This window comes from Enhygromyxa salina, from assembly GCF_002994615.1.
Lineage (GTDB): Bacteria > Myxococcota_A > Polyangia > Nannocystales > Nannocystaceae > Plesiocystis > Plesiocystis salina_A.
Map to the genome: position 1 here is coordinate 23,474 of NZ_PVNK01000146.1, position 16,792 is coordinate 40,265.

15 protein-coding genes and 1 tRNA gene are annotated in these 16,792 nt (G+C 70.3%); 9 read left to right on the forward strand and 7 right to left on the reverse strand.

The genetic code is table 11. The features are described from left to right. The first annotated feature begins 3 nt into the window (after positions 1-3). From ENSA5_RS15180 to ENSA5_RS15205, 6 genes are all read left to right on the forward strand, one after another. Positions 4-894: an alpha/beta fold hydrolase gene (locus tag ENSA5_RS15180; RefSeq protein ID WP_106392376.1), complete on the forward strand. Its 891-nt coding sequence runs from the start codon at positions 4-6 to the stop codon at positions 892-894. Beyond that, entirely contained in the window at positions 891-2,603 is a 1,713-nt protein-coding gene (locus ENSA5_RS15185) for a fatty acid CoA ligase family protein (protein ID WP_258182862.1), read from the forward strand. The genes ENSA5_RS15180 and ENSA5_RS15185 overlap by 4 nt, the downstream gene beginning before the upstream one ends. Further along, the gene (locus ENSA5_RS15190) at positions 2,600-3,592 is read left to right on the forward strand and encodes an NAD-dependent epimerase/dehydratase family protein (protein ID WP_106392377.1); all 993 of its coding nucleotides are present in this window, start codon (positions 2,600-2,602) and stop codon (positions 3,590-3,592) included. The genes ENSA5_RS15185 and ENSA5_RS15190 overlap by 4 nt, the downstream gene beginning before the upstream one ends. Beyond that, complete coding sequence (locus ENSA5_RS15195) at positions 3,589-4,782, forward strand: fatty acid desaturase family protein (protein WP_258182863.1); 1,194 nt, start codon at positions 3,589-3,591, stop codon at positions 4,780-4,782. Before ENSA5_RS15190 ends, ENSA5_RS15195 begins: the two co-directional genes overlap by 4 nt. A gap of 147 nt (positions 4,783-4,929) precedes the next feature. Beyond that, a complete protein-coding gene (locus ENSA5_RS15200) occupies positions 4,930-6,888 on the forward strand; it encodes a methyl-accepting chemotaxis protein (protein ID WP_106392379.1) in 1,959 nt (652 codons plus the stop codon). Next, positions 6,885-7,679: a hypothetical protein gene (locus tag ENSA5_RS15205; RefSeq protein WP_106392380.1), complete on the forward strand. Its 795-nt coding sequence runs from the start codon at positions 6,885-6,887 to the stop codon at positions 7,677-7,679. The genes ENSA5_RS15200 and ENSA5_RS15205 overlap by 4 nt, the downstream gene beginning before the upstream one ends. A gap of 42 nt (positions 7,680-7,721) precedes the next feature. Here the strand turns inward: ENSA5_RS15205 and ENSA5_RS15210 are convergent, their stop codons facing one another. Further along, complete coding sequence (locus ENSA5_RS15210) at positions 7,722-8,360, reverse strand: hypothetical protein (protein WP_106392381.1); 639 nt, start codon at positions 8,358-8,360, stop codon at positions 7,722-7,724. Between ENSA5_RS15210 and ENSA5_RS37695 the strand changes: the two genes are divergently transcribed. Continuing rightward, positions 8,359-8,520 carry a hypothetical protein gene (locus ENSA5_RS37695; RefSeq protein WP_181197774.1) on the forward strand — a complete coding sequence of 54 codons (162 nt, stop codon included), beginning with the start codon at positions 8,359-8,361 and terminating at the stop codon, positions 8,518-8,520. The genes ENSA5_RS15210 and ENSA5_RS37695 overlap by 2 nt on opposite strands. A gap of 7 nt (positions 8,521-8,527) precedes the next feature. Here ENSA5_RS37695 and argH read toward each other — a convergent pair whose 3' ends face one another. The 6 genes from argH to ENSA5_RS15240 form a co-directional block, all read right to left on the reverse strand. Further along, positions 8,528-9,838 (reverse strand): argininosuccinate lyase, encoded by a 1,311-nt coding sequence (argH, locus tag ENSA5_RS15215; RefSeq protein WP_181197775.1) that lies wholly within the window; start codon positions 9,836-9,838, stop codon positions 8,528-8,530. 65 nt (positions 9,839-9,903) lie between these two features. Further along, entirely contained in the window at positions 9,904-11,382 is a 1,479-nt protein-coding gene (locus ENSA5_RS15220; RefSeq protein WP_106392383.1) for a CotH kinase family protein, read from the reverse strand. Between the two features lie 157 nt (positions 11,383-11,539). After that, positions 11,540-12,022 carry a hypothetical protein gene (locus ENSA5_RS15225; RefSeq protein WP_106392384.1) on the reverse strand — a complete coding sequence of 161 codons (483 nt, stop codon included), beginning with the start codon at positions 12,020-12,022 and terminating at the stop codon, positions 11,540-11,542. Between the two features lie 188 nt (positions 12,023-12,210). Then, a complete protein-coding gene (locus tag ENSA5_RS15230; protein ID WP_106392385.1) occupies positions 12,211-12,654 on the reverse strand; it encodes an arginine repressor in 444 nt (147 codons plus the stop codon). A 9-nt stretch (positions 12,655-12,663) separates the two neighbouring features. After that, complete coding sequence (argJ, locus tag ENSA5_RS15235) at positions 12,664-14,637, reverse strand: bifunctional glutamate N-acetyltransferase/amino-acid acetyltransferase ArgJ (RefSeq protein ID WP_106392386.1); 1,974 nt, start codon at positions 14,635-14,637, stop codon at positions 12,664-12,666. Beyond that, a complete protein-coding gene (locus ENSA5_RS15240; RefSeq protein WP_106392387.1) occupies positions 14,630-15,628 on the reverse strand; it encodes an Asd/ArgC dimerization domain-containing protein in 999 nt (332 codons plus the stop codon). The genes argJ and ENSA5_RS15240 overlap by 8 nt, the downstream gene beginning before the upstream one ends. A gap of 210 nt (positions 15,629-15,838) precedes the next feature. Between ENSA5_RS15240 and ENSA5_RS15245 the strand changes: the two genes are divergently transcribed. Continuing rightward, a tRNA-Gly gene (locus ENSA5_RS15245) sits at positions 15,839-15,911 on the forward strand. A gap of 161 nt (positions 15,912-16,072) precedes the next feature. After that, positions 16,073-16,603 carry a hypothetical protein gene (locus tag ENSA5_RS15250; RefSeq protein ID WP_106392388.1) on the forward strand — a complete coding sequence of 177 codons (531 nt, stop codon included), beginning with the start codon at positions 16,073-16,075 and terminating at the stop codon, positions 16,601-16,603. Positions 16,604-16,792: the final 189 nt, after the last annotated feature.

The window sequence follows — 16,792 nt, forward strand, 5'->3', positions numbered from 1 at the left end:
TCCATGGACGTCCCCAAGCGCCTCTATCCCTTCGCCGAGCACTGGCTCGAGCTCGAGCCCGGGGTCCGTATGCACTACGTCGACGAGGGCCCGCGCGACGGCCCCGTGGTCGTGATGCTCCACGGCAACCCGACCTGGTCGTTCTACTGGCGCCGACTGATCAAGGCGCTCGCGCCGACGCACCGGGTCATCGCCCCCGATCACATCGGCTGCGGCAAGTCCGACAAGCCCGACGACGAGCGCTACCCCTACACGATCACCCGGCGGATCGCCGACGTCGAGCGCCTCGTCGAGTCGCTCGCGCTGCGCGACCTGACCTTGATGGTCCACGACTGGGGCGGGATGATCGGCATGGGCTGGGCCCACCGCCACCCCGAGCTGGTCACGCGCCTGGTCCTGCTCAACACCGCGGCCTTCGGGCTGCCGCCGACCAAGCGGATGCCCGCGTCGCTGTGGCTGGCGCGCAACACCGGGCTCGGCGCGGTCCTGGTCCGGGGCTTCAACGCGTTCGCGCGCGGGGCCACGCGCCTGTGCGTGACCCGGCGGCCGCTCCCGGCCGAGATCCGCGAGGCCCTGTGCGCGCCCTACGACAGCTGGGACAACCGTCGCGCGGTCCTGCGCTTCGTCCAAGACATCCCCCTGCGCCCGGGCGACCCGGGCTTCGAGCTGCTCGGCGAGGTCGGTGACGCGCTCGGGCAGTTCGACGATCGGCCCACGCTGATCTGCTGGGGCCTGCGCGACTTCGTGTTCGACGAGCACTTCTTGCGCGTGTGGGAGCAGAAGCTGCCGAGCGCCGACGTCCACCGCTTCGCGGACTCCGGCCACTACGTGCTCGAGGACGCCGGCGAAGAGATCGAGGGCCTGGTCCTGCGCTTTTTGGGGGTCGCTGGGTGAGCTCGACGATGCCCGACTACTCGCTCGAGGGCGAGCTGCCCTTCGAGCCCCCGACCGTCGCCGCCATGCTCCCGCGCATGGCCGCAGCCCAGCCCGACGCGACCGCGATCTACTTCCCGACCAGGCACCGCGACAACAAGGGCCGGGTCGAGTACCTGGAGGTCAGCTACCGCGAGCTCGACGAGCGCAGCGATCGGATCGCGGCGGGTCTGCACGCGGTCGGGATCGGCCGGGGCGATCGCGCCGCGCTGATGGTCAAGCCGAGCCCCGAGCTCTTCGCCCTGAGCTTCGCGATGTTCAAGGCTGGCGTGGTCCCGGTCATGATCGATCCGGGCCTCGGCATGCGCGGGCTCGGGGCCTGCCTCGCGCGGGCCCAGCCGAGCGCCTTCATTGGGATCCCCGTCGCCCACGCGGCTCGGATCGCGCTCGGCTGGGGGCGCGAGACGATCGAGCAGATCGTCAGCGTCGGCGGCTTCGGCCTCGGCGGGCACACGCTCGAGCGGGTCGAGGCGCTCGGGGCCGCGCGGCTGGAGGCCGGCGAGCGCCCGGGCTCGACGGGCCCCGACGAGCTCGCCGCGATCCTGTTCACGAGCGGCAGCACCGGGTCGCCCAAGGGCGTGGTCTACCGCCACCGCAACTTCGTCGCCCAGGTCTCGGCGATCCGCGCGATGTTCGGCATCGAGCCGGGCGAGGTCGACCTCCCGACCTTCCCGCTGTTCGCCCTGTTCGATCCGGCCCTGGGCATGACGACGGTGCTGCCCGACATGGACGCCTCGAAGCCCGCGCGCGTCGACCCGCGCAACATCATCGCGCCGATCGAGCGCTTCGGCGTCACCACGATGTTCGGGTCTCCGGCCCTGCTCAACACCGTCGGCCGCTACGGCGAGCGCGAGGGGGTGAAGCTGCCGAGCCTGCGCCGGGTCATCGCCGCCGGGGCGCCGCTGCCGGCCAAGACCATGCGGCGCTGGCACGCGATGCTGAGCGAGGGCGCCGACCTGTTCCCGCCCTACGGCGCGACCGAGTCGCTGCCGGTCGCGTGCCTGGCCTGCCGCGAGATCCTCGCCGAGACCTGGGCCGAGACCGAGGGCGGCGCGGGCGTGTGCGTGGGCGAGCCCGTGCCCGCGATCGAGGTCCGGATCATCGAGATCCGCGACGACGCGATCGAGCGCTGGACCGACGATCTGCTCGTGCCCGACGGCGAGGTCGGCGAGATCACCGTGCGCGGGCGGATGGTCACCGCGGCCTACTTCAACGATGAGGCCAACACGGCCAGGGCCAAGATCCCCGACGGTGATCGGGTCTGGCACCGGATGGGTGACGTCGGCTGGCGCGACGCGCAGGGCCGGATCTGGTTTTGCGGCCGCAAGTCCCACCGCGTGACCCCGAGCGCGGGCCCGACGATGTTCACGGTGTCGAGCGAGAAGGTGTTCGACGCCCACGCCGACGTGTATCGAAGCGCGCTGGTCGGGCCGCGGCAGGGGCCGACCTTGTGCGTCGAGCTCGAGCCCGGGGTCACGCGCCCGTGGGCCGCGATCGAGGCCGAGCTGCGCGAGCTCGCTGCGCGCGAGCGTGGCCACGCCCTCGGGCTCGAGCGGATCGAGCACTACCTGCGCTACGACGCGCGCGGCGGGTTCCCGGTCGACATCCGCCACAACGCCAAGATCGGGCGCGAGAAGCTGCGGGCCTGGGCCGAGGGGCGGCTGCGATGACCGTGCTGGTGACCGGGGGCGGCGGCTTCATTGGCAAGTCGATCCTTCGGGCCCTGCTCGATCGCGGGCAACGGGTTCGGAGCCTGTGTCGCGGCGACTACCCGTGGCTGCGCGAGTGGGGCGTCGACGTTCACCGCGGCGACGTCGCCGACGCCGACGCGGTCTCGCGGGCCGTCGCGGGCTGTGAGGCGGTGTTTCACACGGCCGCGCGCGTCGACATCTGGGGCCCCTACGAGGCGTTCTACGCGACCAACACCCTCGGCACCCGCCACGTGATCGAGGCCTGCCGGGCCCACGGCGTGGCCAAGCTGATCTACACGAGCACGCCGAGCGTGGTCCACGGCGGCGACGCGGTCTCGGGGGTCGACGAGTCGGCGCCCTATCCCGATCACTTCGAGGCCCACTACCCGGCGACCAAGGCCCTCGCCGAGCGCGAGGTCCTCGCGGCCAACGGCCCGGAGCTGGCCACGGTGGCGATCCGCCCCCACCTCGTCTGGGGCCCGGGCGACAGCTCGATGATGCCGCGGGTCGTCGCCAAGGCCCGCGCGGGTCGGGTCCGGATGATCGGCGCGCCCCAGAAGATCGACACGGTCTACATCGACAACGCCGTCGACGCGCACCTCGGCGCCCTCGACCGGCTCGAGCCCGGGGCGGCGCTCGCCGGCCGGGCCTACTTCGTGACCCAGGGGGAGCCCCTCGAGGGTCCGGCGTTCATCAACGATCTGCTCGGCGCCGCCGGGCTGCCCCCGGTCACCAAGACGATCTCGGTCGCCAAGGCCCGCGCCGCCGCCACCGTGATCGAGGGCCTGTGGCGGCTGCTGGGGATCAAGGCCGAGCCACCGCTGACGCGCTTTGTCGTCAGCCAGCTGTCCACGGCGCACTGGTACGACATCTCGGCCGCGCGCCGCGACCTCGGCTACGCGCCGAAGGTCTCTTACGACGAAGGTATGGAGCGACTACGAACATGGGTCCGCGAACATCCAATTTGAGCCCACCGCTCGACATCGACGCGGAGGCCTTCGCGCGCGATCTCGACGAACTCCAGGTCTGGCTGCGCGCGAGCGCGGGCGAGGAGGATCTTCGTCACCTGCGCAAGATCGAGATCTGGGGCCGACTCGCGGGCCTGCTCGGCTACGCGACGGCCTGGATCGCCCCCAACCCCCTGTCGATCTTCGCCCTGTCCTTCGCCCGCTTCGTGCGCTGGACCGCGGTCGCCCACCCGGTCTGCCACCGCGCCTACGATCGCATGGACGGGGTGTCGCGCGGCCGCCTCGGCTCGGTCTTCGCTCGCGGCCGACGGCGGGTGCTCGACTGGCTCGACTGGATCGACCCCGACGCGTGGCACGAGGAGCACAACCTCCAGCACCACTACCGCCTCAACGAAGAGGCCGACCCCGACCTCGTCGAGCGCAACCTCGCGTGGCTCCGGGAGTCGCAGCTGCCGAGGTGGCAGCGCCTGGCCCTGATCCCGCTGATGGCGGTGAGCTGGAAGTTCGTCTACTACGCGCCCAGCACCCTCGACGCCCTCGCGCGGGCCGAGGCTCGGCGCAGCGGCGGTGAGGCGACGCCCGGGTCAACGGTCGAGCGCGTGCTGCGTGAGCGCTGGTCCACGACCGGGCTGTGGAGCTTCATCCCGCGCGTGACCTCGCGGCTGTGGCTGCGCAGCTGGGGGCCCTACCTGCTGACCTATTTCGTGGTCTTGCCGGCCCTGTTCACGCCGCTCGGGGCCTGGGCCGTGATCAGCGTGCTCATCAACTCCGTGCTCGCCGAGCTGCTGACCAACGCCCACGCCTTCGTGACGATCGTGCCCAACCACGCGGGTGAGGATCTGTACCGTTTCGAGGGCCGGACCCGCAGCCGGGCCGAGTTCTACCTGCGCCAGGTCCTCGGCAGCACCAACTTTCGCTGCGGCGGCGACCTTCGCGACCTGATGCACGGCTGGCTCAACTATCAGATCGAGCACCACCTGTGGCCGGACATGTCGATGCTGCAGTACCGCCGCGCGCAGCCGAGGGTGCGTGAGATCTGTGCGCGGCACGGAGTGCCCTACGTCCAGGAGTCGGTCTGGCGGCGCTGCCAAAAGACGGTGGCGATCATGGTCGGGGATGCTTCGATGTGTCGTTATTGTGAGGCAAAAAGCACCACAAAGACGGCGCGCGCCACGCGGCCGTCTGGCTAGCGCTAGCACCCCGGGCTGCTAGCAGCCTGTTCGAGCGACAGCGGCGGTCCGTTTGGAGTGTTCGCGACACAGCCGGCTGTCGGTTTCAAACCGACAGTATTATCTGAACAAACTATTGCGTAAGATTTGAGGCCACTTCGGACAAGTATGCTCAGCACCTGGCATCGCTTGCTCGCTCGCGCGACCTTCTACGATCTGAGCCTCGTCGTGAGCGTGGTCCCTGTCTGGGCCTTGCTCCTTGGCGTCGCGGATTGGCGAGTGGTCCTCGGCCTGACGCTGGTCCGCGTCGTCACCACTTTGGTGTGGCTGCGTCGGGAGTTCGCCGAGCTCGCGGGTCCGCGGCGCGAGCTCGACGACCGCGACAGCGACGAGCTGCTGAAGCTCGACGCGGCGCTGCAGCGGGGGCCCCGTCGCTTGGCCAGGCTCTGCGCGCTCGGCTGGGCCGTGGTCCTGGTGTCGTCGACGGCCCTGGGGCTGCTCGGGCTGCCCGCGCGCCTGCAGCTCGGCGACGCCGAGCTGTTCATGGCGGGCCTGGTGTTGATGGCCATCTTGGGTGGCGTGCTGGCGATCGTCAACAACCTGATCGAGCCCGTGCTGCTCGAGGATCGCGCGGCGGTCGGGGCGGCGCTCGCCGACAGAGGGCTCGACGCGCAGCGCCGACCATCGACGATCGTCGGCCTGTTCGTGCTGCTCAACGTCCCGATCACGATGTCGGTGTTTTTCGGCATGTCCGGGCTCGCGGGGATGGGGCTGGTCGAGGCATGGCGCGCGACGGATCGGGTCGAGCAGCAGCGTCGGGTCGAGCGAGGGGCGAGGGCGGTCAAGGACGCGGGCGAGCTCGACGAGGGCCTGCGCGTCGTCGAGGCGTCCGCGTTGCCCGAGGTCGTCGGCGAGCTCGGCCCGGGCGACGAGGGCGTGGCCGAGACCGACGTCGTTCGCGGGCTTACGGTCGCGGCCGCCCCGATCGGCGACGGCCGCTGGGTCGTCGCCGAGGTCGAGACCGAGGAGCGCTTGGGTCTGATCCTGGCCTTTGTGCTGGGCTTGCCGCTGTTCTTCGTCCCCGGCGTGGCCGCGGCGAATTGGTCGGTGTCCAGCGCGATCGCCAAGCAGCTGGCCGAGGTCCGCGGGGCGACCCAGCGGGTGCTCGAGGCCGGCGAGATCCGTGACATCGGCCGGTTTCGGCCACCGAGCAACGACGAGGTCGGCGCGCTGATCCGCGACTTCAACGGCATGCTCGACGTGCTCGAGGAGCTCGCAGACGCGGCCCACCTGGTGTCCGGGGGCAACCTCACCGTCGAGCTCGACCGACCCGGCGATCTTCACGACGCGTTCCGGGGCATGCTCGGGCGGCTGCGCGAGACCGTCGCGCAGATCCGGGCGACCGCCCTCGACCTGGCCTCGGCCGCGTCCGAGCTCCAGGCCGTCGCCCAAGAGCAGGCCCGGGTCGTCAACCAACAGTCGCGGACGGTGGCCGAGGTCGGCGGCACCGTCGAGCTGCTGGCCAACGCCGCCCACGACATCACCCAGACCGCCGAGGGGGTCCTCGACAACGCCGAGCAGACCCTGTCGACGACCGACGAGATGGTCGGCAAGATCACCGAGCTCAGCACCCAGGCCAACGGGGTCTCGGAGCTGCTCGAGCTCATCGAGCAGATCGCCGACCGCAGCGATCTGCTCGCGCTCAACGGCTCGCTCGAGGCCACGCGGGCGGGCGAGGCTGGTCGCGGCTTCGCCCTGGTCGCCGCCGAGATGCGGCGCCTGGCCGAGCGCGTGAGCGGGACCGTGGCCGACGTCCGCGGGCGCGTGATCGACATCAAAAACTCGGGCACGAGCACGGTCATCGCGACCGAGGGCAGCCGCAAGCTCGCCGAGCGCACCGCCGCGGCGGCGCGCGAGATCTCGACCCTGACCGCGGCCCAGGGCCGCGACACCCAGCGCGCGTCCGCGGCGATGCTGGGCGTGTCGGAGCGGGTGATCGCAACGGGGACCGCGACCGAGCAGACCCGGATCGCGGCCGAGCGGCTCAAGCTCCAGGCCGACGAGCTCGAGCGGCTGACGCGGCGCTTCGAGGTCGAGGTCCTGCCGTCGGTAGGTGGATCGTCGTGACCTCCTGCGCGGTGCCGTCGCCGGCCTTGTCCACGCGACGCTCGGCCTGCCTGATCGCGCTCACCTGCCTGATCGCGTGCACGACGCGGTCGGTGTCCGACGATGGGACGAGCGCGACCTCGACGACCGACGCCTCGCAAGGGACGGAGTCTGAGTCGACGTCGGAGACCACGTCGGAGACCGGGCCCGGGCCGATCGACCTCCCGGGCGCCGAGGCTCCGTCGTGTGACTGCGACGAGGGCTTCATCTGCGCAGCGACCTGCTCGGAGGAGATCGCGTCTCCAGACGGCACGCCTTCGGCGCCCATCGACTTGCGCTGCGTCGACGAGCCGCTGTGCCCACCCGACGATCTCGACAACCCCGCCTGTCGCGAGCTCGTGTGTGGCTCGCCCTACGTGTTCTTGCGCGAGAGCTGCAGCGGTCGCGACGCATCGAACATCGACATGCTGTGTGGGGCGTTCGAGTCTCCTCCCTGCGACCTCAACCACCAAGATTGCCCCGACGGCGAGAAGTGTGTGCGCCGTCCCCTCGACGAGGAGGGCTTGTTCCCGACCATGTGCGTGCCGCTCGAGGGCCGCGGTGTGCCCGGCGAGCTCTGCACGGCCAACGGCGCCCCGGAGTTCAGCGACAGCTGCGGCGCGAACAGCATGTGCTGGAGCGGCGAGCTCAGCTCCGATGTTCAGGCCGGGGTGTGCTCGCAATTTTGCGACCTCGCCGACCCGATGTGTCCGGTGGGCTCGACCTGCGAGCTCGTCTACGACGGGCTCGAGCTGTGCGTGGAGACTCCCTGACTACGGACAGCGCGTGAGGCATGCGCCCAGGGTCGCCCTTCGTCAGTAGACCGGGAACATCAGGCGGCAGCCCTCGCGGGTCGGACCCATGGCCTGGCTGGCCCACTCGCGCTCGCCCTCGTCGCTGAGCGAGGACAGCACCTGCACGCACTCGTCGACGGTGTAATTGGCCGAGGCCCCGGCGTCGTGGCAGCGGTCGAGCCGCTCCTGGCACTCCGCCTCGAACGCGGGATCGAGGCACCCGTCGCGGATGCCCTCGCGGTAGCACTGTTTCCGCCCCCGCATGTTGCAGGCGCCCTGGCCGAGCCGCGCCCAACACCGCGCGACCGACTCGCCGACCCGGGCCTTGTAGGGGTAGCCGTCGGCGAGCATCTGACACGAGCCGCGCAGGCCCTCGCAGGTGCTGCTGATCTGCGAGCAGTCGACGCGGCCGAGGTTGTTGTCGCAAGCGGGCGCCGCTGGCTCGACGAACGCGGTGGGGCTGGGCGTCGGCGCGGGCTCGACGATGACGACGGGCCCGGTCGCGGGCTCGGGCTCGGGCTCGGGCTCGGAGACCTCGGGCTTGGGCAGATCGGCTGGCGGCTGAGGGATGCAGCTCGCGGCCGCGAGCGCGGCGGCGAGCGCCAAGAAGCGCTCACGGTTGACGTTTGGAGTCGTCTCGAGCGATGCGCGGTCGGCCATGGATAGACTGTATTACGCCGAGGCCGAGGCTGAGGAAGATCCCTGCCCACACGCCGCCCCGGCTGCGCAAGCCGAGGCGCAGCTCGCCGCCAGCCGAGCTGCGCAAGCCGAAGCCGTCGCCGAGCCGGCCGAGGGCGAGCCCCAGACCCGATTCGCCTGATTCGGGCTCAGCGGTAGCGAGCCGCGCGCTTGCTCGCGCTCGCGCCGACGTCGAGCTGCTCGAGCAGCGAGAGCGGGAGCCCGGCGGCGCGCAGATCCTCGGCTTCGAGCTCGACCAGCCGCTTGCCCGCCGCGCGCTGGCTGGCCACGAGCGCGCCGATCTGCCGATAGGCCACGCGAAAGGGCGTGCCGATGCTGACGAGGTGCTCGGTCAGATCCGTGGCGATCGCGTCGCCGCGCTCGAGCGCGCGGAGGCACGGCTCGGGCAGGAGGTCGAGGTGCTCGAGCCCGAGGGTGATCATCTTCAGGCAGTCCACGGTCCCGTCGATGCTGGCGAAGATGACCTGCTTGTCCTGCTGCAAGTCGCGGTGATAGCCGGTGCCCAGCCCCTGGAAGGTGGTCATCAGCGCGACGAGCTCGCCCTGGCGGAGGGCGGCCTGACCCCGGACGAGCTCGAAGAGATCGGGGTTGCGCTTGTGCGGCATCATCGACGACCCACACGCGACCGCGCCGCTGAGGGTCACGAGGCCGTCGGAGCTGAGCTCGATGACGTCGGCGCAGAAGCGGGCGAGGTGCTGGCCGATGCGGGCGCAGGCGAAGGCGAGGGTCAGCGTGTGGTCGCGCGAGCCGACGGCGTCGAGGGGGTTGCTCGGCGGCCGGGCGAAGCCGAGCGCGCGCGCGGGCACCTGGGGATCGATCGGCAAGGTGTTGCCCCCGATCGCCCCGGCCCCGAGCGGCGAGTCGGCGATCTCGTCCTCGACGACCGCGAGCAGCCTGCGGTCGCGGGCCAGGGGCTCACGCAGGGCCGCGCCGACCCACAGCCGCGCGAGCACGGGGATCGCGACCTGGCGGTGGGTGTAGGCCGGCATCGGGGTCTCGCCCCAGCGCGCGATCCAGGCGTCGAGGCCCGCGTCGAGCTGGCCGAGCGCCGCGAGCACGCGGGCGAGCGCGGCCCGGGTCCAGAGCTTGAGATCGGTCGCAACCTGATCGTTGCGGCTGCGCCCGGTGTGGAGCTTGTCGGCGAGCTCGCCGACGGTCGCGCGCAGCCAGACCTCGACGGCCATGTGGACGTCCTCCTCGACCGGGAGCTCGACCTCGCCGCGGGCGACCTTGCCCGGCAAGCCCTGGAGCGCGGCCTGGAGCTCGTCGCCCTCTTCGCGCGTGAGCAGCCCGCCCGCGACGAGGCCCTCGACGTGGGCGACGCTGCCGGCGACGTCGACCTCGAGCAGGCGGCGGTCGATCGGCAGTGAGGTCTGCCAGGCGAGGAACTCGGGATCGAGGGTGCCGCCGGTGGCGTCGGTTCGGGCGATGGAGCTCATGGCCGCGAACCTATCAGCAATGCCCGCGAAGCACCCGGGCGTCATGTGCGCGGCGCCAGCCCCAGCTACAGCGCCTCTTCGACGGCGGCGATGCGCGCGTCCACGTGGCTGAACAAGTAGTCGAGCGAGCTATCGAACTCGGCGGGGCTCGACAAGAAGGAGTAGGGCGCGGCCTCCTGCGATTCGGGCCCGGACACGTAGGGCGCGATGAGATCGTGGTTGGCCTGCATCGTCGCTTTGACGGTCTCGGCTTCGAAGGGGCCGGCGATGATGTCCGCGAGCTTCTCGCGGTAGGTCGACGCGTAGATCTCGTCATCGAGCAGCCTGCGGATCAGCGGCCACTCCGAGCCGATCTCGTCGAGCAAGACCGAGTCGGACGAGCCGGATCCGCCGGGCCCGCCGTTGTTGATGAGCAGGGCCTCGTTGAGGTCCCAGGGGATCCACACGATGCGCCCGTCGGTTGGATCCGCGTACAGGTAGTAGTTGTGGGTCATCCAGCCGTAGACGTCCCAGTCGACCATCACCTGATTGGTGGCCTGGTAGGTCAAGAAGCGGTCGACGTCGAACACCGCCTCGAGCTCGTCGCGCCACGCCTGGCCCGACCCCGTGTTCAACGCGGTGATGAACGTCTGGACGTCGCTGTAGTCGGCGAGGTCCTCGTTGGTCTTCTTGATCATCGAGGCTTGATCGAAGCTCGAGAGCCGCGCGCCCGTGCCATCGGGCTTGTAGAGGTTGCCGCTCCCATCGGCGAACTGCGTGTCGATCATCTTGTTCGAGGGATCCTCGATCATCGTGTACAGGCCCCAGTAGACCGGCCCATCTCCGGTGTCGACATAGATCCGCGCAAACGAGGAGCGCGCGACGGGGACGCCTGCCGCGCGGAAGATGTCTGCCGCTGTCTTGTCGCGGATCAGCGACGGATCCTTGTAGCCGTTGCTGAAGGTCATCTTCTTGAAGCCCCAGAAGCGCTGATCGAGGAGCTCCGGGTTGTCGGCCTCAAACTCGTCAAAGTCGAGGCGAAAGGAGAACTTCTTGCCGCCCGACATATAGGTCGATCGGAGCGACGAATTGCCCTTGAAGCGCATCCCGACCTGCCACCACGTGACGCCGTCGAGGGCGACGGTCGTGGGCACGAACATCGGATCCTCGTCGGCCTGGCTCCCGGGCGGTCCGCCCATGCTCTGGAGGAGATCGTCGAGGTTCGCGTTCATGGCCGCGAAGTCCTCCGCCGCGATCGTGATGTCGATGCGGTGGACGAGACCCTCGCCAAACAAGCCGTCGTAGTCGGGCTCGACGCCCTTGCAGTGGCTCTGCACGCCCCAGCCGTCGGGGCGCAGGAGATCGGCCGGGTCGTCGGCGCACAGACCCGCGCCAGTCTCGCCGCTGGTCTCGCCGCTGGTCTCGCCGCCGGTCTCGCCGCCGACCTCGCTGCCGGTCTCATCGCTGCCCTCGCCCCCAGGCGCGTCGGCGGAGCAGTTCGCACACGCGAATAACGCGGTGAGGGTGACAGGCAGGAGGAGATGGCGGGCAGATAAAAATTCCATGGCTCTCGACCCCGAGCAATTACCGCGCCACAGACCCTGAGCCAATGTAGGCACCCAGGTGCGGGCTCACTTCGATCCGGGGTGCAGAACTCGCATGGGCTGCGGCAGATTCGGCATTGGGGGCCGCGCGCCCGCCGGATTGGTCGTAAACGCGCGCTCAGTGCCCGGCTGCGACTTGCGCCCGGTTCACGAGCCAGCCACCGCGTGCGCGCTTGGTCGCCCGGGTCAGCTCGGTGTCGAAGGCCTCGGGGTTTTGGAACCCGCGGATCATGCCGCCGGTCGAGGTGTTGATCATTGCGACGCCCATTTTCATGACGGGCGAGCGGAACAAGACCCAGACCGACTCGACGTCGGCCTTGTGGCGCCCGAGCCAGGCCTGCAGCAGCTTGCGAACCTCGGGCTTGTAGGCGTGGACATCGTCGGCGTCGATCGCCAGCAGGAGGCGCCGGCCCTTGCGGATCTCTGCGTCGCCCGCGGCGAGGACCGGCTCGAGGTGCTCGAGCCGGATCGCGCCCGCGAAGCGGACGTGGACCAGGCCGGGAGCGATGATGTCGGCCTGGCCGAGACCGAGGCGGGCTGAGCTTCGCGCGCTTGGGTTGAGCGGGGGCCGCTCGGTCGGGACATCATCGAGTTCGGCCATGTGAATAGCAAAGCATGGGTCGGGATCGCCAACCACGTCCCTAGGATCATTTAGAGAAAATAATGGTATTTAAATTTATGTATATACATCCACTAATGGGGAACTCTGGGTGAGTGGGGCAATTGAGGACAGCGCGAATACGCGCAAATCTGTCGATTGCCCGTCGAACGGTCCGAGGGGCAGGGCATTTACTGTAGTTTAGCAAGCTGCGCGATCGCATTCGCTAGCTCGCCGACCCGACTGATCGATCGGGGGATGACGATGACCGTGTCGTCGCCGGCGATCGTCCCGAGGATGTCGAGGTGGCGGAGGCCGTCGAGCTCGATGCCGACGGCGGGCGCCCGACCGACGCGGGTTCGGACCACGACGAGGGTCTCGTTGTGCTCGACCGAGACGACCATGCTCGCGGGAAAGCTGGTCCGACCGGCGGGCTCGAGCCGGTAGACCAAGCCGCCGTCGTCGCCCACGCCGCGGTGCGCGCCGAGCAGCTTGAGATCGCGCGAGACGGTGCTCTGGGTCGTCGGCAGGCCGCGCTCGGCGAGGGCCTCGACGAGCTGGGTCTGGGTGCTCCCGCCGCGGCCGGAGAGCAGCAGCTGGCGAAGCATCTTGCGCCGTTGTTTGGTCTCGGACACGGTCTCGAGCTAGCGAATTTGACGCGTGATCAAGGTTCCGATGCCCTGCTCGGTGAACAGCTCGGCGACGAGGGCGTGGGGCATGCGGCCGTCGATCAGGTGGAGGGCGCCGAGGCCCTGGCGGGCGGCGTGCCGGGCGAAGGCGAGGTTCTCGTCGGCCTCGGTCGAGAAGCGCCCGCGGTCGAGCCCGACGAGGGCCTGGTCGGGCGTCAGCTCGCTGACGAGGCCGCCGGTGTCGCGCAGGCCCTGATCGTCGGCGAGGCTCAGCAGCTTGGCGACGCCGAGGCGCACGGCGAGGGCGACGAGCTCGCCGGGGTCGGGCCGGGTCTGGACCAGCACGCAGGCCTGGCCGCGATCGAGGCGCGCGCCGATCCGCTCGGGATCGTGGGGGACCTGCGCGAGGTGGTAGGCGCCATCAGCGAAGTCCCGGCGGAGGCCGGCGAGGACCTCGAGGTCGGGCACGACCACGAGCACCCTCAGCTCGGCGCTGAGCATGAGCTCGAGATCCCGGGCGACGCTCGCGAGCAGCATCGGCTTGCGCGCGGCCGAGCCCGAGAGGTGGACCATCGCGCGCAGGCCGGTGAAGCGGCGCACGTAGGACAGCCCGTCGACGAGCAGCTGGTGCTTGAGGATCGGGGTGTACGAGGCCAGGGTCACGTTGCGGCCGACCTGGCCCTGGGCGTTGACCGTGACCTGAAGCGCCTCGTCGGCGTTGATGCGGACATAGTCGTAGGAGAAATCACAGCCGAGCGCGGTGAAGCTGCCGGGACCCTCGCCCACGCGCACGTCCCAGCGGACCGTGGGCTCGCGGAGGCGCCGGGCGAGCTCGCCCAGGTCGATGCCCTCGTCGGCGGCCCCGGCTGGACCCGCCGCTCCGATCGCAGCCCCGCCGCGAACCAGCGGGATGCGCTGGGCGTCGATCTCGATCGCGGCCAGATCGAGCTCGAGGAAGCCGGCCTCGAGCGCGGCCTGGCCCGCGGCCGCGCCGAGCCGACCCCAGCCCGCGACCTCACCCGCGAACACGCTGCACTTGAACAGCGAGCTGCGACAGCAACCCCGGGCGATCGCCTTGGCGATCGCGGCGTCGGGAGCCCCGCTGACGTGGACCTCGAGCAGGCGCGTGGCGCCCTCGCCGTCGCGCGCGACCTGCTCGGCGAGCGAGCGCAGCACGGCCTCGAGCGCGGCGCTGAAGCTCGCCCGGTCCGGCTCAGACTCGATCGCAACCCCGGCCTCACCGCTGGCGAGGGCGAGGACCGTGTCGTTGGTCGAGGTGTCGCCGTCGACGGTGATCGCGTTGAAGGTCGGCTCGGTCGCGTCGCGGAGCAGCTCGCGGAGCAGCTCGGGCTCGACCGCCGCGTCGGTGCACACGAAGCCGAGGGTCGTGGCCATGTTGGGGTGGATCATCCCCGAGCCCTTGGCGACGCCGAACAGCCGAACCACCTGGGGCTGGCCCTCGGCGTCGCGCAGTTGAAGCTCGGCGTGGGCGACCTTGGTCAGGGTGTCGGTCGTGAGGATCGCGCGGGCGAAGCCGCGCGGATCCTCGCCGAGCTCGGCGGACAAGCTCGGCATCGCCGCGGCGATCTTCTCGGGGTCGAGGGGCACGCCGATGACCCCGGTCGAGGAGGTCAAGATCGCCTCGGGCTTGGCCTCGAGGGCCGCGGCCGCGGCCGCGGCCATCGCGAGGTTGACGGCGACCCCGGCCGCGCCGGTCATCGCGTTGGCGTTGCCGCTGTTGACCAGCACCGCCCGCACGCCGCTGGCCGGGAGCAGCTCGGCGCAGCGATCGACACAGGCCGCGCGGACCGGGTTGCGGGTGAACACGCCAGCCGCGTTGGCCCCCGCGCGGCTGGTGCAGCGGATGAGCCCGAGGTCCTTGCGCGAGCGCTTGATGCCCGCGTGGATGCCCGCGAATTCGAAGCCCTTGGGCAGGGGCACGGGGCCGTCGAGGGAGGTCGAGAGGCTGAGCTCGGTGGTGTCAGACATGGTCGCTCGGGGGCAAGAGAGGGGGGCGGACGAGGGAGGCAAAGGTTCGCGGCGTGCCGGAGGGCGAGTCCGCGAGCGGCGGCGGCAGGCCGAGGCCCGGCTCGAGGCCAAGCCACAGATTGAGGTTGTGCAGCGCCAAGCTGGCGGCGCCGCGCATGAGGTTGTCGATGCTCGCTAACACGGGGACCAGATCGCTGCGCGCGGCCGGACCGACGGCGATCAGCGCCTGGTGGCTGCCGACCACGTGGCCGAGGCCGAGGCCCTGGCCGGGCTGCTCGAGCACGCTGACCCACGGGTGCGCGGCGTAGTGATCGACGAGCGCCTCGCGCAGCTGCTCGGGGCCGACGCGGGGCTCGACGAAGCTGGTCACCAACATCCCGCGGACGATCGGCAGCAGCTGGGTCACGAAATTGATCGTCGCCCCGCCGCCGAGGTGGTGCTCGATCTCCGGTATGTGGCGGTGCTCGCCGACCTTGTAGGGGAAGCTGTTGCCGGTGAGGTTGCAAAAGTGCAGGTGCTCGGCGACGCCCTTGCCGGCCCCCGACGCCCCGCTGGTTCCGAGCACCGCGATGTGGCGCGGGTGGATCAGCTCGCGCTCGATCAGCGGACGCAGGCTCAGCAAGGTCGCGGTCGGGTAGCAGCCCGGGTTGGCGACGAAGCGCGCGTCAGCTGGGGGCGCGCCGAACAGCTCGGGCAGCCCGTAGTGGACCTCGGGATCGCGGCGGCGCGCGTCGGACAGATCGAGGATCCTCGCGGCGCCGAGCTCGACCAGCGCCGCCGTCCACTGCGTCGCCGGCTCATGGGGGAGGGCGAGGGCGACCACGTCACATCGACGCAGCTGCTCGCGGGACGCGCGGTCGAGATCACCCGGCGAGCGAGCCTTGACGATCCACGGCGAGATGCATGGATGATGCATCGTGAGCGCATGGAGAGCCTGGCCTGCGTAGCCTGATGCTCCCACGATGCCGAGCTTGAACTGTTCTTGGGCCACTTGAGTGGCCGTTTATCTTGACGCATGGCCAACCGCAAGGCTCGCCGTGCACATGCAGCATAGATGCATAGTATGCGGGATCGGCAGCATCGAGGGCCCGCGGGTAGGGCGCTGAAGCGGAGTTCGTGAGCTGGCAGACATCGAGGCGCTTTTGCGCCAAGATTTTGGCCTTGACTCGCCGATGCGCTCGGGTAGAGTTCGCGCCCTGACGCGGGAATAGCTCAGTTGGTAGAGCGCAACCTTGCCAAGGTTGAAGTCGCGAGTTCGAGTCTCGTTTCCCGCTCAAGCCCGGTTCTGCCGGGCTTTTTCATTGGTTCACCCGCTCCTGCGGAAACCCCGGATCAGCTCGAGGGTTGCGCGCAAATGCGAGCGCGGATAGCCTCCCCCGCGGACGTGCGTCTCGCTTCTCCACATCGGCCGGCGTCGCCGGCTCCCGGCTCGGATTTGGGTCGGTCCCTGAGCGCGGTCCTGCGCCTGCTCGGCGCCGGGCTGATGCTGCTCGCGCTGCTCGTCCCGCGGGCCGAGGCCGAGGCCGCCGCGCCCTCGGCCGAGTACCTGCCCTACGGGCAGGGCGTGCACGGTGAGGGCGGCGCGTGTGGGGAGAGCCAGCAAGAGGAGCTGGTCGACTGCGGCGCCTCGCTCCACGAGATGCTCGACGAGCCCCTGGCGATCGCGCTGCTGCGGGCCCTCGACGTCCGCATGACCGAGAAGGCCTGCAACGATCTGCTCGCCGACATCTGGGCCCAGCAAAGCTGCCAGGCCGAGGGCCGCGACTGCGGCAAGATGAATTCCGCCGCGCCTGCACCCCCGGCCCCCAAGCTCGCGTCGAGCTCGTCGAGCGCGCGCTCGAGCTGGGCCACGATCGGTCTGGCTGGTGACGACGCTCGCAGCCCCGGCTTCAACACGCAGCTGCGCGGACCGAGCTCACGCGATCTCCAGCCTCCTGTTCCGCCGCCCAGGCTCCTGGGTCACTGATTGTTCTTCACCGCGCTCACTCAGGATCCAAGCGGGATCCGAGCTCGAGCAGCGGTGAGGGGACCGGTCGAGTCACGCTCGACCTGAAGTGACGTGAGCGCCCGAGTCGACTCGATCGGGCCACCTAGCAGCACATGACGGCGAACACCCATGACACGAGCACCTAGCTCCTCCCTCTCGAGGATTGGC